Here is a 19,871-nt window from a genome sequence, read left to right as displayed (position 1 = left end):
ACTATTATGTATAAGGAGTGGACCCTATGAATTTAAAATCTCCCTTCTTTGAGAAGACACAACATTCAACCCGCGTATTTCATGATGAAGAATCTGCTATAAAGAAGCTGAGTACACAGTTACTATCTTTACTTCCAGCACAGAAAGACAGACCAATTGTTTTTGTATGTATTGGAACGGACCGTTCAACTGGGGACTCATTGGGTCCATTAGTCGGAACGAAACTGAATGAAAAAAAGGTTTCATCTTTTCATATTTTTGGAACGTTAGAAGAGCCTGTTCATGCTGTTAATTTGAAAGAAACGTTAAAACATATTCAAAAGCTTTTCCCGAATCCTTTTATTATTGGAATTGATGCTTGTTTAGGTCGTATGAAAAGCGTAGGCTCTGCATCACTTGGAATAGGACCCGTTAAACCAGGAGCAGGGGTTAATAAAGAATTGCCGCCAGTCGGGGATATTCATATAACAGGGGTTGTCAACGTGAGCGGATTTATGGAGTTTTTCGTCTTGCAAAATACGAGGCTTCATCTTGTTATGTGCATTGCCGATTTAATTGCGAAAAGCATTGAGACTGTACACAACGAACGAGAGAAAGAGTTTAATGCTTCTCCGGTTTACCAAACTGTAAGACACTATAAACAATAAAAAAGGTTGTCCTAAAACTAGGACAACCTTTTTTATACAGAAGATTTATTGGTCTGAGAAAGATCATTAAATAATTCAAGAAGACGGTTTAAATCTTCTTTAGAGAAAAATTCGATTTCAATTTTTCCTTTTTTCTTGCTTTGTGTAATATGAACAGAGGTACCAAAGCGCTCACGGAGCTGTGTTTCACTTTGTTTTATGAATAAATCTTTATCTTTTTTGGTTTTTGATGTTTCACGTGGAACGGCTTTATTTAAGTGAGCAATATAAGCCTCTAGCTGTCTGACATTTAATTGTTCCTTGCGTATTTTTTCAACTACTTTAGGTAGAAGAGCTTTATTTTTTAAACCGACTAGCGTACGCCCGTGTCCCATAGACAATTCATTAGTAGAAATGAGGGTTTGAATTTCCTCAGGCAGTTGCAAGAGGCGAACATAGTTAGCAATATGAGGTCGGCTTTTTCCTAGTCGTGTAGCAAGTTGCTCCTGTGTCATATCGAGCTTATCCATAAGCAATTGATAAGCGGTTGCTTCTTCAATTGGCGTCAAATCTTCACGCTGTAAATTCTCCAACAAAGCTAGTTCCATCATTTGCTTTTCTGAAAAGTCTTTTATAATGACAGGAACAGTAGCAAGGTCAGCTTCTTTAGCAGCTCTAAATCGTCTTTCACCCGCTAAGATTTCATAGCCTTTAATGCTTTTGCGAGCTACAATAGGCTGTAAGATGCCATGATGTAAAATGGATTGCTTTAACTCATTAATTGCTTCTTTATTAAACGTTTTACGTGGTTGATAGGGGTTGGGTCTAAGTTCGTGAATAGCAACTTCCTGAATTGAATCATCAGCCTGTGCATCTAAGCCTGAAAATAAGGCATTAATTCCTTTCCCTAATCCTTTCGCCATTATAAATCACTTCCTTTGCAAGTTCCGTATAAACTGCGGCCCCTCTAGATCTTGCATCATATAAGATAATTGGTTCACCATGACTAGGTGCTTCGCTCAAACGAACATTTCGAGGAATAATCGTTTGATAAACCCGATCCTGAAAGTACTTCTTCACTTCTGCTGTTACCTGGAGTCCCAAATTTGTGCGTGCGTCAAGCATAGTAAGCAATACACCTTCGATACGCAGTTGATTATTCAAATGTTTTTGGACTAATCTAACGGTATTTAGCAATTGACTTAATCCTTCAAGCGCATAATATTCACACTGTACAGGTATTAAAACAGAATCAGCTGCAGTTAACGCATTTAATGTCAGTAAACCAAGAGAAGGGGGACAATCAATAATAACATAATCAAAGTGATCTTTCACCGTTTCTAAAGCTCTCTTAAGTCGAACTTCACGTGAAATAGTCGACACTAATTCAATTTCTGCACCAGCTAATTGAATGGTCGCGGGAATGATTGATAAATTTTCGACGGCTGTTGAACGCACAACGTTTTTGGCTTCCATATCTTCCACTACTACATTGTAAATACATTCATCTACATCTGCTTTATCTATGCCAACTCCACTCGTAGCGTTACCCTGTGGATCTCCGTCTACAAGTAGAACCTTTTTTCCTTGTTCAGCTAAACAAGCGCCTAAATTAACAGCGGTTGTTGTTTTTCCAACCCCGCCTTTTTGATTCGCAACTGCCACAATTTTCCCCATGTTGTCACCTACTTTCATTTCCATCCCATTTGTCCAGACAGTTTTATTGTTCATTGAATTTTCTGACGAAAAACTTTGATAAAAAAGCCTCATCAAAAAAAGATGAGGGCTATTTCTTTATTTTTTCGGAATCTTAATAGTAAACTGAAAATATTCATCAAACTCTTCTTCTTCTGTGTTTAATGAAATACCGCTGTCACTAACCATTGTCAACGATTGACGGATTGTATTCATTGCGATACGCGTATCTTTACTAAACGCTTTTCTTTTTGCTTTTGGCTTTTTAACCTGCGTTTCTAACAATTTAACTACTCGATCTTCCGTTTGTTTTACATTTAATTGTTTTTCAATAATCTCAGCTAATACTTGAAGTTGTTTTTCTTGATTTTTGAGGGGAATGAGCGCTCTCGCATGTCGCTCTGTAATCAATTTTTGTTTGATTGCTTCTTGTATTTCAACAGGAAGCTTTAACAAACGAAGCTTGTTTGCAATTGTGGATTGGCCTTTTCCTAAACGTTGAGCTAATGCCTCTTGGGTAAGATTATGTAACTCAATTAACTTTGCGTAGGCTAGTGCTTCTTCGACAGCCGTTAGCTCTTCACGTTGTAAGTTTTCTATTAAAGCCACAGAGGCCGTTTCTGTATCGTTAAAATGTTTCACAATTGCAGGAACCGTATCCCATCCTAAGCTTTGTACAGCTCTCCACCGGCGTTCTCCAGCAATTAATTCGTATTCTTCGCCCTCAGTCGGTCGAACCACAATAGGTTGAATAATACCGTGTGTATGAATAGTAAGAGCTAGCTCTTCAATTTTTGCTTCATTAAACACAGTACGCGGCTGATAACGATTCGGAATAATACTTGAAACCCTAATTTGTTTTACTTCATCTCTTAAAACTTTTTCGACATTTTCATCTTGGACAGTTTCAATCTCTACACGAATATCCTCATCTTTTTCTTTTAAATTAAAAAAACGTGAAAAAGCAGATTTCATAGTCCCACACCACCTTCAGGAAAATCCCGCCTTAAACTAATTCGATGTTTTTTAATCATATCCTGCTTTCTAAACAGAAAATATAGAGAAGAAAATGTTTCATATGAAACATTTTCTTCTCTATCTATTTACCGCCTACTCTAATGGAAGCTTAATTGGGGTACCAGGTTTTCTAGGATATTTTTTAGGCGTTTTCTTTATTTTATCTATTAAAATAATGTAACGTTCACTTTGCTCCAAAGGCAATTGGAAATGTTCAATCGACTTCACTTTTCCACCTAATACTTGAAATGATTTTTCCCCATTTTTTAATTCCTCAGGGGCAGAAGCACCTTTCATTGCTAAAAAGCGTCCTTGTTCCTTAACAAGCGGTAAGCAAAATTCATTAAGAACCGAGATACGTGCCACGGCTCTTGCTGTTACAAGATCGAATGACTCGCGAATCGTTTCTTTTTTACCAAATGTTTCAGCTCGATCATGACATAGTGTGACATTGTCTAGTTCAAGCTCATTTACAAGATGCGTCAAAAACGTAATACGCTTTTGTAACGAATCAACAATGGTTACATGCAAATGCGGGAAACAAATTTTGATCGGAATACTTGGAAATCCTGCTCCTGCCCCTACATCACACATGGATTCAATTTCTGTAAAGTCTTGAAAAAAAGCAGCTGAAATAGAATCGTAAAAATGCTTTTCATACACTTCACCGTGATCAGTGATAGCAGTTAAATTCATTTTTTCGTTCCATTCCACTAAAACTTGATAATACTTTTCAAATTGATTCAGCTGTTTAGAAGAAAGAGAAATTCCCTTTTCTTCTAATAGCTGTTGAAACTGTTGAATATTCATTGAGTTTCCCTTTCTTCGCGCCTAAGAGTTTTAATCATTTGATACTTTAGCGATGCGCCCTTGTTCAATATAAACAAGCAAGATTGAAATATCAGCTGGGTTGACTCCAGAAATACGTGAAGCTTGCGCTACCGTTAGTGGACGCACTTGGTTTAATTTTTGACGGGCTTCTGTAGCTAAACCGTTAATTGCATCATAATCGATATAATCAGGAATCTTTTTGTTTTCTAACTTCTTCAAGCGTTCAACTTGTTGAAGTGATTTCTGAATATATCCTTCGTATTTCACCTGAATTTCTACTTGTTCAGCTACTTCAGGATCTACCGTCTCATCCGCTGGTGCTAATTGATGAATATGAGTATACGTCATTTCAGGGCGGCGAAGTAAATCTGTCGCACGAATGCCATCTTTTAATTCGCTGCCGCCAGCTTCTTTAATCAGTTGTTGAACAGCTTCATTCGGCTTAATAATAAAAGAGAAAAGACGTTTCTTCTCTTGCTCGATTTCCGCTTTCTTTTGTTCAAATTTAGCATAGCGCTCATCGCTGATTAATCCTAGTTCACGACCAATTTCAGTGAGGCGTAAATCAGCGTTGTCGTGACGAAGCAATAAACGATATTCTGCACGCGATGTTAGCAGACGATACGGTTCATTTGTTCCTTTTGTTACTAAATCATCCACCAATACGCCGATGTAAGCATCAGAACGTCCTAAGATGACTTCTTCTTGTTCCAGCGCTCTTCTTCCCGCGTTAATTCCGGCAAGAAGACCTTGGCCTGCAGCTTCTTCATAACCAGACGTTCCGTTAATTTGTCCAGCCGTATAAAGATTTTTAATTTTCTTCGTTTCCAGCGTTGGCCATAACTGAGTCGGAACAATTGCATCATATTCAATAGCATAGCCCGCACGCATCATTTGGACTTTTTCAAGACCAGGAATTGTTGCAAGCATTTGACGCTGTACGTGCTCAGGAAGGCTTGTTGATAGTCCTTGAACATACACTTCTTGCGTATTTCGTCCTTCTGGCTCTAAGAAAATTTGGTGACGCGGTTTATCATTAAAGCGCACAACCTTATCTTCAATAGATGGACAGTAGCGTGGTCCAGTACCTTTGATCATCCCAGAATACATAGGGGATAAGTGGAGGTTGTCATCAATAATTTGATGCGTTTGTTCACTTGTATATGTTAACCAGCAAGGCAATTGATCTGTAATGTACTGTGTTGTTTCATATGAGAAAGCACGAGGCACATCATCCCCAGGCTGAATCTCCGTTTTGCTGTAATCGATAGTTGAGCTATTAACACGAGGTGGAGTTCCTGTTTTAAAACGGACCATGTCCAGTCCTAACTCCTCTAAGTGTTCAGAAAGCTTAATAGCCGGTTGTTGATTGTTAGGACCGCTTGAGTATTTTAGTTCACCTAAAATAATTTCCCCGCGTAAGAATGTTCCTGTCGTAATAACAACTGTTTTAGCTTTATACACAGCTCCCGTTTGAGTGACAACACCTGTACATACACCGTCTTCTACAATTAACTGTTCTACCATGCCTTGCATAAGGGTTAGGTTTTCTTCATTTTCTAACGTTTTTTTCATTTCATGCTGATAAGCAAATTTATCTGCTTGAGCTCTAAGTGCTCGAACAGCCGGACCTTTTCCTGTGTTTAACATTCTCATTTGAATATGAGTTTTATCGATATTTCTACCCATTTCTCCGCCAAGAGCATCAATTTCACGTACGACAATACCTTTTGCAGGACCACCTACAGAAGGGTTGCAGGGCATAAACGCCACCATGTCTAAGTTGATGGTCAACGTTAACGTTTTAGCACCCATACGCGCAGAAGCAAGCGCCGCTTCACATCCTGCATGACCTGCTCCAATGACAATAACATCATATTGTCCACCTTCATATTGCATAATAGTAGCCTCCTTTAATAATCTATTTTCCTAAACAGAATTGAGAGAACAACTGATCAATTAAGCTTTCGTGAACAGCATCACCAATAATTTCACCTAATAGTTCCCACGTTCTTGTTAAATCAATTTGGACAATATCGATTGGAACACCACTTTCAATACCTGTGATGGCCTCATCGATAGCTCCTCTTGCTTGCGTTAAAAGCGCAATATGTCTCGTATTAGATAAATATGTTAAATCTTGAGATTCAATTGTTCCTTCAAAGAAAAGAGCTGCGATTGCTTCTTCAAGCTGATCCACTCCTTGTTCTTGAAGAAGCGAAGTCGTCACTACTGGATGATCACCAGCAAATTGCTGCACTTCCTCTAGATTAATTTTTTGCTCAAGATCTGTTTTATTCACAATGACAATAACGTCCATGCCTTCTACAGCTTCAAATAGCTTTTTATCTTCGTCCGTTAATTCTTCATTGAAATTCAACACAAGCAAAATTAAATCCGCTTCTTTCAAATACTGACGGGAGCGTTCCACACCAATTCGTTCTACAATATCTTCTGTTTCACGAATTCCAGCTGTATCAACTAATCGTAGAGGAACTCCTCGCACATTAACGTACTCTTCGATCACATCTCGCGTCGTTCCAGGAATGTCTGTGACAATAGCCTTTGCATCTTGCACTAAACTATTTAGAAGAGAAGATTTCCCTACATTAGGACGTCCAATAATAACCGTAGCTAATCCTTCTCTTAAAATTTTCCCTTGATGAGAGGTTTGAAGAAGCTTATCAATTTCTTGGCGTACATTTGAAGCTTTTTCGATCAACACTTGGTGAGTCATTTCCTCTACATCGTCATATTCTGGATAGTCAATGTTCACTTCTACATGGGCAAGTGTTTCGAGAATTTCCTGGCGTAAATGACGTACTAGCTTGGACAAACGCCCTTCCATTTGGCCAATTGCCATATTCATCGCTTTATCTGTTTTGGCACGAATTAAATCCATTACAGCTTCTGCTTGTGATAAGTCTACTCGACCATTTAAAAATGCTCGTTTTGTAAACTCACCTGGCTCGGCTAAACGGGCACCATTTGCAATAACTAACTGCAGCACACGATTAACGGATACAATTCCTCCGTGACAGTTAATTTCAATAATGTCTTCTCTAGTAAATGTCTTGGGACCTTTCATAATGGAAAGCATCACTTCTTCAACGACTTGCTCCGTCTTGGGATCTAAGATATGACCGTAGTGAATAGTATGAGAAGCTACGTCTGTTAATCGTTTATTCGAAACGCTTTTAAAGATACGATCTGCAATCGTAATTGCTTCTTCACCACTCAGGCGGACGATGGCAATAGCTCCTTCTCCCATTGGTGTAGAAATGGCCGCAATTGTATCAAAATCTAGCACCAACTTCACCTCATTTCATTTTATAAACCTTTTATTTTAAACGATGTTATATACTATCATCGTTAACAATTTTCTACGAACAGAAACATCTATTTTAAGGCCCGTGATTTGTATGAACCAAATAAATAGAATACCACAATTCACCGATTTGGAACATCTCTAACGTTCTTCTGTTATGCACAGCAAGAAAAACAGGCAGTATGTACTATTTTAACTTATCCACATGTGAATAACAACGTATGCATCTTGATTTTTTTGAACGCTGGATCGATAAAAATAAGCATATAAAAAAGCACTAGCTTATTTTGCTAGTGCTTTTTGGCAACTGGCTGAACCAAAATACTTCTTTTGGGTTCTTTGCCAACGGATTGTGTCTCAACTAAAGAATTTTTAGCTAACGCTTGGTGAATCATTTTTCTTTCATGGGAAGGCATTGGTTCTAGTTGAACAGATCGATTCGTTTTAATCGCCTGATTAGCTATTTTTAATGCCAGTTTTTCGACCATTTCTTTTCGTTTTTCCCGGTAGCCTTCTGGATTTAAGACAACATTTAAAAATTGCTGACTGTATCGATTAGCTACCAATTGTGTGAGAAGCTGGAGCGCATTGAGGGTTTGTCCATGTTTTCCAATCAACATTCCCGCTGAATCGCTACTAATCTCAATTATGCAGTTTCTGGAGGTTTTTTTGACGTTCGTATGAATCGAAATCCCCATTTCACGGCTAACATTTGTAATAAAATGAACCGCTTCCTCTACAGGGTCAACTATTTTTGTAACTTTTACAACTGCGGGTTTTCCCTTAAAGATTCCTAAAAATCCTTTTTTACCTGGTTCAATTATTTCTACATTTGTTTGATTTCGCTCTACTTCTAAAGCATTTAATGCTTCTTGAACAGCAGCTTCAATCGTCTGGGCCGTAATTGTGATTTCGTTCATTTTTTAACCCCTTCAATATTCGCTTGTTTTAAGTCTGGCCCTTTAATGAAGTAGGTTTGAATAATCATAAATAGATTTCCCACTACCCAATAAAGAGATAAGGCGGCTGGAAAATTGATTGCAAAAACCACAATCATGATCGGCATAATCCAAAGCATCATAGCCATTTGAGGATTTTGATTTGCATTTCCGGCCATCATCATCTTTTGCTGAATAAACGTTGTGATTCCTGCGACAATTGGTAAGATAAATAGCGGATCACGCGCACCTAAATCAAACCATAAAAAGCTGTTGTTTGCGATTTCCGAAGTTCGTGTAATCGCGTGGAAAATCCCAATAAGAATGGGCATTTGAATTAGAATTGGGAAGCACCCAGCTAAAGGATTTACTCCGTAAGTTTGGAATAATGCCATCGTTTCTTTCTGCAATTGCTGCTGCGTCTGGGCATCTTTTGAACTGTACTTCTCCTTTAACTTCTGCATTTCGGGCTGAAGCATCTGCATTGCTTTCGTGTTTCTCATCTGTTTGATCATAAGCGGTAGAATAAGTAAGCGAATCAGGATCGTGACAACGATGATCGCAACTCCATAGCTTTTAAATACCTCCGCCAGATACGTAATGACTAATGACAGCGGATACACAACATACTCATTCCAAAAACCTTTACTATCATCTGTAATAGGTTGGTTCATTTCCGTACAACCCGCTAAAACAGTTAATAGAAAGATAAGCGTTATCCCTAAAAACAACTTCTTCTTCACCTGTTTTCCTCCTTCTACATGTTCACCTTTCAATTCTGAAAGTGCGTCAAAATCCATTATATAAGGATGCGGTAGAAAAACAACAGCTATTAAAGGCTTTTCTTCTATTGTTTATTAATCGTTTTGTCTATGTGTAAGTAATTTGCCACGCTTAAAGACATGCTGCAAACTGCTTTTAATTTCTTCATAGCTCATTGTTGCAGCAGGCTGCCTTGCAATTACAATATAATCTTTGTCTTGCTTTAAATACGGTGTGAATTCAAACATAATTTGTTTAGCAAGGCGCTTAACTCGATTACGAGTCACGGCATTTCCAATCTTTTTGCCCACGGAGAATCCTACGCGGAAATGTTCTTGATCCGGTTTGTCTAGAACATACAAGACAAATTGGCGATTCGCTACGGACTTGCCCTTTTTAAAAACGGTTTGAAATTCATCATTCTTTTTTATACGATATCTTTTTTTCATTTTTAACAACTCCTGCCCTTTTTCAGGTCATGCTTTTATGTAGTCCCTACAGGAACAGAGGTGATTTTAGCCTTAGAAAGCGAAAAAAGACCACTGGCGTCAGTGGTCTATTATGCTGATAATACTTTTCTTCCTTTACGACGACGACGAGCTAAAACTTTACGTCCATTCGCTGAGCTCATACGAGCGCGGAAACCGTGTACTTTACTGTGCTTACGTTTGTTTGGTTGGTAAGTTCTTTTCATCTATAAACACCTCCTCGAGGAATAACTGAAAAAGACAGTCCTTGCAATTATAATGAAAAGACTAAGAAGATGTCAATGTTATTTAAAAAATAAAATTTTCAATCTCTTGGTTTCATTATCTGTTTTACTCAATCTTCTTCATTCTAATATCTTTATAACCCAATTGTCTATACCTAATCAATAAAATTCATTGATTTATTAAAGAAAAAATTTTTCCTTTTCATCTCTTTTTCTTTCTCTACCAGCTGCGATCGCATCGTTACTGAACAAAACTACAACAATAAATGTTATAAAAAGCCTCTTTTTTATTCAAATTCTTCTCTTAAACCTTTGTGGATAAGTTTTTTCGACATTTTTCTACTTTTCCATTTCTTATCGACAACTCATGCACACTATCTTGTGTTGTGGAAAACTTTTCTCCACAAGGTGTAGTGATTGTGGATAAGTTTCGAAAATTCATTGCATCATGCCGAATTCTTTGATATTATATTTTTGTTTTCACTCTTAATTACTTTTCCACAGTTGGTTTTTATCCACAAACTGTGGACAACTTGTGGACATCATTTCCACTATCACTGTATAAAGTTATCCACACCATGTGGAATCTGTCGAATAGTCGGCTTTCTTCTATAATATATATTTACCCACATAATAGCAATTGTATAAATATAAATTTTTTATGCATAAGGTTTTGTACAGGTTGTACAAGGGTTGTACAAAGCGCATGAAAACTAGAAAAAGGAGGGGTTACTCGTTGGAAAACATTCATGATTTATGGAACAGAGCTTTAGATCAAATTGAAAAAAAATTAAGCAAACCTAGTTTTGAAACCTGGCTCAAATCGACAAAAGCTCATGCTTTGCAAGGAGACACGCTCATTATTACTGCGCCTAATGATTTTGCACGGGACTGGTTAGAATCTAGGTATTCTAATTTAATTGCTGAAACACTTTACGACCTTACGGGGGAAGAGTTAGATGTGAAATTTATTATTCCTCCTAACCAGGCCGAGGAAGAATTCGATATTCAAACTCCTAAAAAGAAAGTCAATAAAGACGAAGGAGCAGAATTCCCTCAAAGTATGCTAAATTCGAAGTATACCTTTGATACATTTGTTATCGGATCTGGGAATCGTTTTGCCCATGCAGCTTCTTTAGCAGTAGCAGAGGCGCCGGCTAAAGCGTATAATCCGCTTTTTATTTACGGGGGAGTAGGATTAGGTAAAACACACTTAATGCACGCAATAGGCCACTATGTGTTAGATCATAATCCTGCCGCTAAAGTCGTGTACTTATCATCTGAAAAATTCACAAATGAGTTTATTAACTCTATTCGTGACAATAAAGCAGTAGAATTCCGCAACAAATACCGCAATGTAGATGTTTTACTGATTGATGATATTCAATTCTTAGCGGGTAAAGAGCAGACACAAGAGGAATTTTTCCATACGTTTAATACGCTTCATGAAGAAAGCAAGCAGATTGTCATCTCAAGTGATCGACCGCCGAAAGAAATTCCTACACTTGAAGATCGACTTCGTTCTCGCTTTGAATGGGGCCTTATTACAGACATCACACCACCAGATTTGGAAACACGAATTGCTATTTTGCGTAAAAAAGCAAAAGCGGACGGCTTAGTTATTCCAAATGAAGTTATGCTTTATATCGCCAATCAGATTGATTCAAATATCAGAGAATTAGAAGGAGCACTTATTCGCGTAGTAGCTTATTCTTCACTAATTAATAAAGATATAAACGCTGATTTAGCAGCAGAAGCATTAAAAGATATCATTCCTAGTTCAAAACCTAGGGTTATTACGATTCAAGATATTCAACAGATTGTTGGACAAGAATTTAATATAAAATTAGATGATTTCAAAGCGAAGAAACGTACAAAGTCAGTAGCGTTTCCTCGACAAATTGCCATGTACCTTTCTCGCGAACTAACGGATTTTTCGCTTCCTAAAATTGGAGAAGAGTTTGGCGGGCGAGACCATACTACGGTCATCCATGCTCATGAAAAAATCTCAAAACTTGTTCAAACAGATACTGACCTACAAAAACAAATTAAAGAAATAAGTGAATCACTAAAAATATAGGCTTTTTTTACTTGTATTTTGTGTATAAGTGAGTTAGGATTGTACACAGTCTGTCCACATGTGGATAGGCTGTGTTCTCACGTTTTTAGGGGTTATCCACATTTCCACAGCCCCTATTACTACTACTATCTTAAAATATAATAAATAATAAGCTTTTAAACCTACTTTTAAGGAGGATTAATTATTATGAAATTTATCATACAGAAAGACTACCTAGTTCAAAGCGTTCAAGACGTTATGAAAGCTGTATCTTCTAGAACAACAATTCCGATTTTAACAGGGATTAAAATTGTAGCGACTGAAGAAGGTGTTACTTTAACCGGAAGTGATTCCGATATCTCTATTGAATCGTTTATTCCAAACGAGGAAGAAGGAAAAGAGATTGTTGATATCCAAAAACCAGGAAGCGTTGTTCTCCCAGCTCGTTTCTTTAGTGAAATCGTCAAAAAGCTTCCTAAAGACATCGTAGAATTGGACGTCCAAAGTCACTTTTTAACAATCATTCGTTCAGGAAAAGCTGAATTTAACTTAAATGGTTTAGATGCAGAAGAGTATCCTCATTTGCCACAGATCGAAGAAAACAACATGTTTAGATTACCGACAGACTTATTAAAAAACATGATTCGACAAACTGTCTTTGCAGTGTCCACCTCAGAAACACGACCTATCTTGACAGGTGTAAACTGGAAAGTCGACGGCAAAGAATTAACGTGTATTGCCACTGACAGTCATCGTCTAGCTTTGCGAAAAGCGACCATTGAAACTGGAAATGAAGCAACGTATAATGTGGTTATTCCAGGTAAAAGTTTAAGTGAATTCAGTAAGATCCTTGATGATTCTCATGAATTAGTAGACATCGTTATCACGGAAAATCAAGTATTATTCAAAACAAAACACTTACTATTTTTCTCAAGATTACTGGACGGAAATTATCCTGACACTTCAAGATTGATCCCAGCCGATAGTAAAACGGATGTTATATTGAACGTAAAAGAATTTTTACAATCGATTGACCGTGCTTCTTTATTAGCTCGTGAAGGAAGAAACAACGTAGTAAAACTATCTACGCTAGATGAAGGAATTGTTGAAATTTCTTCTAACTCTCCTGAAATCGGAAAAGTAATTGAAGAGGTACAAAGTCAGTCTATCTCAGGAGAAGAATTAAAAATTTCTTTTAGCGCAAAATATATGTTAGACGCATTAAAAGCGCTCGAAGGAACAGATATCAAAATTAACTTCACTGGTGCGATGCGTCCATTTGTCATTCGAACATTAGAGGATGATTCAATGCTGCAGCTGATTTTACCAGTGCGAACATATTAAATCTCAGAAAGCTACTAGCATGCCGTACTAGTAGCTTTCTTTTCTCAAGAAGAATTATTTAGTAAAATAGAGATACATCATTAGAAAGTGAGAGAGTCGCATGAAAACAGAGGTTAAAATTTCAACTGAATACATTACGCTTGGCCAGTTTTTAAAACTAGCAGACGTCATTCAAACAGGTGGAATGGTAAAATGGTTTTTAAGTGAGCACGAAGTATATGTGAACGGGGAGCTAGAAGAGCGCCGGGGACGTAAATTATATGCAAATGACGAAGTGGATATACCGGCTGCAGGATCATTTGTTGTTATTACTTAAAGTTGGTGAAACGTTTGTATATTAAAGAAATTACTTTAACAAATTACCGAAACTATACGAAGACAACGATTCCCTTTGAAAATAAAGTAAACGTCATTTTGGGTGAAAACGCACAGGGTAAAACAAACGTGATGGAATCGATCTTCGTATTATCTATGGCTAAATCTCATCGTACGTCCAACGACAAAGAATTAATTAAATGGGACTGTGAGTATGCAAAGCTATCGGGCATTGTAGAAAAGCATAGAGGGCCCGTTACACTGGATTTAGTCATCTCAACAAAAGGGAAAAAAGCAAAATATAATCACATTGAGCAGAAAAAACTCAGTCAATATATAGGGTCAATTAACACTGTCATGTTTGCTCCGGAGGATTTGAACCTAGTTAAAGGGAGTCCGCAAGTAAGGCGCAAATTTATCGATATGGAAATTGGTCAAGTTTCGCCTGTTTACATGCATGATTTAAGCAGGTATCAAAAGATTTTGCAGCAAAGAAATCAATATTTGAAGCAGCTGCAGACAAAAAAACAAACGGATCTTTCACTTTTAGACGTACTTACGTTACAGTTAAGTGAAATGGCAGCGAAAATCTTAAAAAAACGTTTTGAGTTTTTACAGTTACTCCAACAGTGGGCAGAGCCTATTCATAAAGGGATCAGTCGAGACTTAGAAACATTAAAAATTGAGTATAAGAATTCAATTGATGTATCAGAAGATGCAGATTTGTCGAAAATGTTAGAAGCATATCATCAAAAGTTTGATAAAATAAAAAGTAGAGAAATTGATAGAGGTGTCACCTTAGCAGGACCACACCGTGATGATCTTCTTTTCTACGTTAATGAAAAAGACGTTCAAACATTTGGTTCACAAGGGCAACAGCGGACGACTGCTTTATCGTTAAAGCTTGCTGAAATTGAGTTAATTCATCAAGAAGTAGGTGAATATCCAATTTTGCTTTTAGATGACGTATTGTCTGAATTAGATGATTTTCGTCAATCACACTTGCTAAATACCATCCAAGGAAAAGTTCAGACGTTTGTAACGACAACGAGCATTGAAGGAATTCATCACGAGACCTTAGAAAAAGCCGCTACATATCATGTAGAAGCTGGCCAAATTCAAAAGGTCAAATAGCAATTGATCTGTCTAAAAACTTTTCACAAGGCAATCTAACTGAAATATGATATCATTATAGTTTTAAGTCTATATATTTCAACTCGTACCCTCGATTATGAAAATTTTGTGCATAAGTAAACAAATGGCAAATACATTAAAGGCTCCGTATTATTTCCACATAATATTCGAAAAACATAATACAAAATGATAAATACAGCAGTTTGCTGTTAAAAAAAAGTGTAGGTGATACATTTGACGATGGAACAAAAAGAAGTACAAGCATATGAAGCTGATCAGATACAAGTATTAGAAGGATTAGAAGCTGTTCGTAAACGTCCGGGGATGTATATTGGATCGACGAGCGCAAAGGGTTTACATCATCTTGTATGGGAAATTGTAGATAATAGTATTGATGAAGCGCTGGCCGGCTATTGCGATGAAATTAATGTTATTATCGAAAAGGATAATAGTATTACAGTCAAAGATAACGGTCGTGGAATTCCAGTTGGTATTCAAGAAAAAATGGGCAGACCTGCTGTTGAAGTTATCTTAACGGTTCTTCATGCCGGAGGTAAATTTGGCGGCGGCGGCTATAAAGTATCTGGTGGATTACACGGTGTAGGTGCCTCAGTTGTTAACGCACTTTCTACCTCTTTGGAAGTACACGTACATCGTGACGGTAAAGTTCATTATCAAAAATATGAACGAGGTGTACCGGCTGCTGACTTAAAAGTAGTTGGAGAAACAGATAAAACAGGTACTGTTATTCAATTCCATCCAGACGGTGAAATTTTTACAGAAACGCTTGAATACGATTTTGATACGTTAGCTAATCGTCTGCGTGAGTTAGCTTTCTTAAACCGCGGCATTAAAATTACGATTGAAGACAAACGTGAAGAAGATAAAAGACGTGAATACCATTACGAAGGCGGAATTAAGTCTTACGTTGAACACTTAAACCGTTCGAAAGAAGTGATTCACGAAGAGCCGATCTATATTGAAGGTAATCGAGACAACATTTCTGTAGAAATTGCTATTCAATATAACGATAGCTACACAAGTAATTTATATTCTTTCGCAAACAACATTCACACATATGAAGGTGGAACGCACGAAGCAGGATTTAAAACAGCGTTAACGCGTGTAATTAACGACTATGCACGTAAAAACAGCGTATTTAAAGATAGTGACGCCAATTTAACGGGTGAAGATGTTCGTGAAGGAATTACAGCTATTATCTCTATTAAGCACCCAGATCCGCAGTTTGAAGGACAAACAAAAACAAAGCTGGGAAATAGTGAAGCAAGAACAATTACTGACTCTGTGTTTGCAGAACACTTAGAAACTTACTTGCTAGAGAACCCTATTGTGGCGAAAAAGGTAATTGAAAAAGGTTTAATGGCTGCAAGAGCAAGAATGGCAGCTAAAAAAGCTCGTGAGCTTACAAGACGTAAAAGCGCGCTTGAAATTTCAAACTTACCGGGTAAATTAGCAGATTGTTCATCAAAAGATCCTTCTATTAGCGAACTCTATGTAGTAGAGGGTGACTCTGCTGGAGGTTCAGCTAAGCAGGGAAGAAGCCGTCATTTCCAAGCTATTTTGCCTTTGCGCGGTAAAATTATCAACGTAGAGAAAGCGCGTTTAGATAAAATTTTATCTAATAACGAAATTCGTACAATCATTACCGCTCTAGGAACGGGTATTGGTGACGATTTTGATATTTCGAAAGCCCGCTACCATAAAATTGTGATTATGACAGATGCAGACGTAGATGGTGCGCATATTCGTACGCTTCTTCTAACGTTCTTCTATCGCTATATGAGACAGATTATTGAGCACGGATATGTGTACATTGCCCAGCCGCCGCTTTACAAAGTTTCACAAGGTAAAAAAGTAGAGTACGCGTACAACGATCGTCAATTAGAAGAGGTATTAGCTTCTTTCCCTGAAGGCGCAAAACCAAACCTTCAGCGTTACAAAGGTCTAGGAGAGATGAATCCTGAACAATTATGGGAAACAACAATGGATCCAGAATTCCGTACCCTTCTTCAGGTGAACTTGCAAGACGCAATTGAAGCTGATGAGACATTTGAAATTTTAATGGGCGACAAAGTAGAACCGCGCCGTAATTTCATTGAAGAAAATGCTCAGTACGTAAAAAATCTCGATATTTAAATGAACGGTAATACCCTTTATATTTTTTATAAAGGGTATATAAACGCCAGGATAGAGATAGGTTCTATCCTGCGTTTACATATATATGAATTACTATACTGAACTTCGCGAAGGAGGTTCTTATCGATGTCAGATAAACCAAACTCTCAAATAAGAGAAGTAAATATTAGTCAAGAAATGCGCGCATCCTTTTTAGATTATGCAATGAGCGTAATTGTATCGCGTGCTTTACCAGATGTAAGAGACGGACTTAAGCCCGTGCACCGTCGTATTTTATATGCAATGAATGATTTAGGTATGGGATCGGATAAGCCATATAAAAAATCAGCTCGTATCGTAGGAGAAGTAATTGGTAAGTATCACCCACACGGTGACTCAGCTGTATATGAAACAATGGTTCGTATGGCACAAGATTTTAGCTATCGTTATATGCTAATTGACGGTCATGGAAACTTTGGATCTGTTGATGGAGATGCAGCAGCAGCTATGCGTTATACAGAAGCAAGAATGTCAAAAGTTTCGATGGAACTGTTACGTGACATCAATAAAGATACAATTGATTATCAAGATAACTATGACGGTTCTGAACGTGAACCAATTGTATTACCTGCTAGATTTCCAAATTTACTTGTAAACGGTTCAGCCGGAATTGCGGTAGGTATGGCGACAAATATTCCTCCGCATCAGTTAGGGGAAGTCATTGACGGCGTTTTAGCTGTAAGTCAAGACCCTGATATCACAATTGCAGAGTTAATGGAGATTATTCCAGGACCGGATTTCCCAACTGCAGGACAAATTCTTGGCCGCAGCGGGATTCGTAAAGCTTATGAAACTGGGAAAGGTTCTATTATTGTTCGCGCAAAAGTAGAAATTGAAGAACAAAACAATGGTAAACAAACTATTATTGTTCATGAACTTCCATACCAAGTAAATAAAGCAAAGCTAATTGAAAAAATTGCCGAGCTAGCTCGTGATAAGAAGATTGATGGAATTACGGACTTACGAGATGAGTCTGACCGTTCGGGTATGCGTATTGTTATTGAAGTAAGACGTGATGCAAATGCAAATGTTTTATTAAATAACTTATATAAGCAGACATCTCTTCAAACAAGTTTTGGTATTAATACTCTTGCATTAGTAGATGGACAGCCAAAAGTATTGAACTTAAAGCAATGTCTACAGTACTATTTAGACCATCAGGTAGTGGTGATTCGTCGTCGTACTGAATTTGAACTTCGAAAAGCCGAAGCACGCGCGCATATTTTAGAAGGTTTAAAGATTGCTCTTGATAATTTAGATGCTGTTATTGCTTTAATTAGAGGTTCTCAAACAACAGATATTGCACGTGAAGGATTAATGACGCAGTTTTCGTTATCTGAAAAACAAGCGCAAGCTATTTTGGATATGCGCCTGCAGCGTTTAACAGGATTAGAGCGAGAGAAGATTGAAGCGGAATATCAATCTTTATTAGCGCTAATTGCTGAATTAAAAGCTATTTTAGCAGATGAAGAAAAAGTATTAGAAATTATTAGAGAAGAACTAATAGAAGTAAAAGAAAGATTCAATGACGGCCGTCGAACAGAAATCGTAAGCGGAGGAGCTGAAATTATCGAAGACGAGGATCTGATTCCTCGCCAAGATATTGTTATTAGCTTAACGCACAACGGCTATATTAAACGTTTGCCTGTTTCTACGTATAAGAGTCAGCGAAGAGGCGGAAGAGGTATTCAAGGAATGAATACAAACGAAGATGATTTCGTTGAACATCTTCTAACAACGTCTACTCATGATACGATTCTCTTCTTTACAAATAAGGGAAAAGTTTACCGTACGAAAGGATACGAAATTCCAGAGTATGGAAGAACGGCTAAAGGGATACCTATTATTAACTTATTAGAAGTAGACAAAGGTGAATGGGTAAATGCCATCATTCGCGTCGATGAATTTGTAGACGATTGGTATCTATTCTTTACTACAAAACAAGGAATTTCTAAGCGTACACCTTTATCTTCTTTTGAGAACATTCGAAATAGCGGACTTATCGCCTTGAATTTAAGAGAAGAAGATGAATTGATTTCTGTTAAATTGACAGATGGTAAGCGCGATATGGTTATTGGAACGAAGAAGGGTATGTTAATTCGTTTTAATGAAAATGATGTTCGTTCAATGGGACGTACAGCTACTGGAGTTAAAGGGATTACTCTCGATTCAGAAGATGAAGTAATCGGTATGGAGATTCTCGAAGAACAATCAGATATCTTGATCATTACGAAAAATGGTTACGGAAAACGTACGCCGATTGAGGAATATCGTGTACAAACAAGAGGCGGTAAAGGTTTAAGAACATGTAATATCACTGATAAAAATGGTGATGTTGTCGCACTGAAATGCGTATCTCAAGAAGAAGATATTATGCTTATCACAGTAAGCGGCGTTCTTATCCGTGTTTCTGTTTCAGATATTTCACAAATGGGCCGTAACACACAAGGTGTCAAAGTCATCCGTTTAGGAGACGAAGAGTTTGTTTCAACGGTTGCAAAAGTACAAACTTCAGAAGATGAAGACGAAGTATTAGATGAATTAAATGAACATGAAGAGACAGATATAATAATTGAAGCTGAAGAAACGGAAGAATAAAAAAAGCCCCTGAAAAAGCAGGGGCTTTTTTTTATGCAAAAAAACCTTGCCATAGGCTTTTTATTTTGGTAATATATAAAAAGTCAGCAAAACACATATAAGTTTTTTAGTAGTTTTAAAAAAAGTTATATAAAAGTGTTGACAATGATTCTTATAAAGTGTTATTATATAGGAGTCGCTTTAAGACAAGAGTTCTTTGAAAACTGAACGAAATAGTAAACGTCAACGTTAATTTTTATTTTTTTAAATGAGCAAGTCAAACATTTCTTCGGAGAGTTTGATCCTGGCTCAGGATGAACGCTGGCGGCGTGCCTAA

At 37.4% G+C, this 19,871-nt stretch carries 17 protein-coding genes; 7 read left to right on the top strand and 10 right to left on the bottom strand.

Annotated features, from left to right (window positions below; translation table 11 throughout):
- Positions 1 to 26: 26 nt before the first annotated feature.
- On the top strand, positions 27 to 647 hold the full coding sequence (yyaC, locus tag ACH0CI_RS18675; RefSeq protein WP_028411915.1) for a spore protease YyaC: 621 nt from the start codon (positions 27 to 29) through the stop codon (positions 645 to 647).
- Between the two features lie 32 nt (positions 648 to 679).
- Here yyaC and ACH0CI_RS18670 read toward each other — a convergent pair whose 3' ends face one another.
- The 10 genes from ACH0CI_RS18670 to rpmH form a co-directional block, all read right to left on the bottom strand.
- Positions 680 to 1,549 (bottom strand): ParB/RepB/Spo0J family partition protein, encoded by an 870-nt coding sequence (locus tag ACH0CI_RS18670; RefSeq protein WP_013059921.1) that lies wholly within the window; start codon positions 1,547 to 1,549, stop codon positions 680 to 682.
- On the bottom strand, positions 1,521 to 2,303 hold the full coding sequence (locus ACH0CI_RS18665; RefSeq protein ID WP_013059922.1) for a ParA family protein: 783 nt from the start codon (positions 2,301 to 2,303) through the stop codon (positions 1,521 to 1,523). The genes ACH0CI_RS18670 and ACH0CI_RS18665 overlap by 29 nt, the downstream gene beginning before the upstream one ends.
- Before the next feature lie 117 nt (positions 2,304 to 2,420).
- On the bottom strand, positions 2,421 to 3,296 hold the full coding sequence (noc, locus tag ACH0CI_RS18660) for a nucleoid occlusion protein (protein WP_047749551.1): 876 nt from the start codon (positions 3,294 to 3,296) through the stop codon (positions 2,421 to 2,423).
- Positions 3,297 to 3,431: 135 nt separating this feature from the next.
- Entirely contained in the window at positions 3,432 to 4,148 is a 717-nt protein-coding gene (rsmG, locus tag ACH0CI_RS18655; RefSeq protein ID WP_406902076.1) for a 16S rRNA (guanine(527)-N(7))-methyltransferase RsmG, read from the bottom strand.
- Between the two features lie 30 nt (positions 4,149 to 4,178).
- The gene (mnmG, locus tag ACH0CI_RS18650; protein WP_013059925.1) at positions 4,179 to 6,068 is read right to left on the bottom strand and encodes a tRNA uridine-5-carboxymethylaminomethyl(34) synthesis enzyme MnmG; all 1,890 of its coding nucleotides are present in this window, start codon (positions 6,066 to 6,068) and stop codon (positions 4,179 to 4,181) included.
- Positions 6,069 to 6,090: 22 nt separating this feature from the next.
- Positions 6,091 to 7,479: a tRNA uridine-5-carboxymethylaminomethyl(34) synthesis GTPase MnmE gene (gene mnmE, locus ACH0CI_RS18645; protein WP_406902075.1), complete on the bottom strand. Its 1,389-nt coding sequence runs from the start codon at positions 7,477 to 7,479 to the stop codon at positions 6,091 to 6,093.
- Between the two features lie 308 nt (positions 7,480 to 7,787).
- Positions 7,788 to 8,417 (bottom strand): RNA-binding cell elongation regulator Jag/EloR, encoded by a 630-nt coding sequence (jag, locus tag ACH0CI_RS18640; RefSeq protein ID WP_028411913.1) that lies wholly within the window; start codon positions 8,415 to 8,417, stop codon positions 7,788 to 7,790.
- Entirely contained in the window at positions 8,414 to 9,178 is a 765-nt protein-coding gene (spoIIIJ, locus tag ACH0CI_RS18635) for a YidC family membrane integrase SpoIIIJ (protein ID WP_028411912.1), read from the bottom strand. The genes jag and spoIIIJ overlap by 4 nt, the downstream gene beginning before the upstream one ends.
- Positions 9,179 to 9,292: 114 nt before the next feature.
- Complete coding sequence (rnpA, locus tag ACH0CI_RS18630; RefSeq protein WP_013059929.1) at positions 9,293 to 9,646, bottom strand: ribonuclease P protein component; 354 nt, start codon at positions 9,644 to 9,646, stop codon at positions 9,293 to 9,295.
- 110 nt (positions 9,647 to 9,756) lie between these two features.
- Positions 9,757 to 9,891 carry a 50S ribosomal protein L34 gene (gene rpmH / locus ACH0CI_RS18625; RefSeq protein ID WP_013059930.1) on the bottom strand — a complete coding sequence of 45 codons (135 nt, stop codon included), beginning with the start codon at positions 9,889 to 9,891 and terminating at the stop codon, positions 9,757 to 9,759.
- Positions 9,892 to 10,645: 754 nt separating this feature from the next.
- Here rpmH and dnaA point away from each other — a divergent pair.
- From dnaA to gyrA, 6 genes are all read left to right on the top strand, one after another.
- The gene (gene dnaA, locus ACH0CI_RS18620) at positions 10,646 to 11,989 is read left to right on the top strand and encodes a chromosomal replication initiator protein DnaA (RefSeq protein WP_028411911.1); all 1,344 of its coding nucleotides are present in this window, start codon (positions 10,646 to 10,648) and stop codon (positions 11,987 to 11,989) included.
- Positions 11,990 to 12,175: 186 nt separating this feature from the next.
- On the top strand, positions 12,176 to 13,312 hold the full coding sequence (gene dnaN / locus ACH0CI_RS18615; protein WP_013054821.1) for a DNA polymerase III subunit beta: 1,137 nt from the start codon (positions 12,176 to 12,178) through the stop codon (positions 13,310 to 13,312).
- 100 nt (positions 13,313 to 13,412) lie between these two features.
- On the top strand, positions 13,413 to 13,628 hold the full coding sequence (gene yaaA, locus ACH0CI_RS18610; RefSeq protein WP_013054822.1) for a S4 domain-containing protein YaaA: 216 nt from the start codon (positions 13,413 to 13,415) through the stop codon (positions 13,626 to 13,628).
- 14 nt (positions 13,629 to 13,642) lie between these two features.
- Positions 13,643 to 14,761 (top strand): DNA replication/repair protein RecF, encoded by a 1,119-nt coding sequence (gene recF, locus ACH0CI_RS18605; protein WP_013054823.1) that lies wholly within the window; start codon positions 13,643 to 13,645, stop codon positions 14,759 to 14,761.
- Between the two features lie 240 nt (positions 14,762 to 15,001).
- Positions 15,002 to 16,918, top strand: a complete 1,917-nt coding sequence (gene gyrB / locus ACH0CI_RS18600) for a DNA topoisomerase (ATP-hydrolyzing) subunit B (protein ID WP_028411910.1) — start codon at positions 15,002 to 15,004, stop codon at positions 16,916 to 16,918.
- Positions 16,919 to 17,044: 126 nt separating this feature from the next.
- Positions 17,045 to 19,555 carry a DNA gyrase subunit A gene (gene gyrA / locus ACH0CI_RS18595; RefSeq protein WP_406902074.1) on the top strand — a complete coding sequence of 837 codons (2,511 nt, stop codon included), beginning with the start codon at positions 17,045 to 17,047 and terminating at the stop codon, positions 19,553 to 19,555.
- The last annotated feature ends 316 nt before the right edge of the window (positions 19,556 to 19,871 follow it).

The sequence above is a fragment of the Priestia sp. 179-F W1.4 NHS genome (assembly GCF_045369295.1).
GTDB classification, from domain to species: Bacteria; Bacillota; Bacilli; order Bacillales; family Bacillaceae_H; genus Priestia; species Priestia zanthoxyli.
The sequence above is the reverse complement of the archived record's forward strand: the minus strand, read 5'-3'. Positions and strand labels throughout refer to the sequence as shown.

What these genes read in the sequence shown, in the direction of transcription:
- yaaA (WP_013054822.1), top strand. Translation starts at nt 13,413, where the DNA reads ATGAAAACAGAGGTTAAAATTTCAACTGAATACATTACGCTTGGCCAG.
- dnaN (WP_013054821.1), top strand. Translation starts at nt 12,176, where the DNA reads ATGAAATTTATCATACAGAAAGACTACCTAGTTCAAAGCGTTCAAGAC.
- rsmG (WP_406902076.1), bottom strand. Translation starts at nt 4,148, where the DNA reads ATGAATATTCAACAGTTTCAACAGCTATTAGAAGAAAAGGGAATTTCT.
- yyaC (WP_028411915.1), top strand. Translation starts at nt 27, where the DNA reads ATGAATTTAAAATCTCCCTTCTTTGAGAAGACACAACATTCAACCCGC.
- rnpA (WP_013059929.1), bottom strand. Translation starts at nt 9,646, where the DNA reads ATGAAAAAAAGATATCGTATAAAAAAGAATGATGAATTTCAAACCGTT.
- mnmG (WP_013059925.1), bottom strand. Translation starts at nt 6,068, where the DNA reads ATGCAATATGAAGGTGGACAATATGATGTTATTGTCATTGGAGCAGGT.
- jag (WP_028411913.1), bottom strand. Translation starts at nt 8,417, where the DNA reads ATGAACGAAATCACAATTACGGCCCAGACGATTGAAGCTGCTGTTCAA.
- gyrA (WP_406902074.1), top strand. Translation starts at nt 17,045, where the DNA reads ATGTCAGATAAACCAAACTCTCAAATAAGAGAAGTAAATATTAGTCAA.
- ACH0CI_RS18670 (WP_013059921.1), bottom strand. Translation starts at nt 1,549, where the DNA reads ATGGCGAAAGGATTAGGGAAAGGAATTAATGCCTTATTTTCAGGCTTA.
- rpmH (WP_013059930.1), bottom strand. Translation starts at nt 9,891, where the DNA reads ATGAAAAGAACTTACCAACCAAACAAACGTAAGCACAGTAAAGTACAC.
- gyrB (WP_028411910.1), top strand. Translation starts at nt 15,002, where the DNA reads ATGGAACAAAAAGAAGTACAAGCATATGAAGCTGATCAGATACAAGTA.
- noc (WP_047749551.1), bottom strand. Translation starts at nt 3,296, where the DNA reads ATGAAATCTGCTTTTTCACGTTTTTTTAATTTAAAAGAAAAAGATGAG.
- ACH0CI_RS18665 (WP_013059922.1), bottom strand. Translation starts at nt 2,303, where the DNA reads ATGGGGAAAATTGTGGCAGTTGCGAATCAAAAAGGCGGGGTTGGAAAA.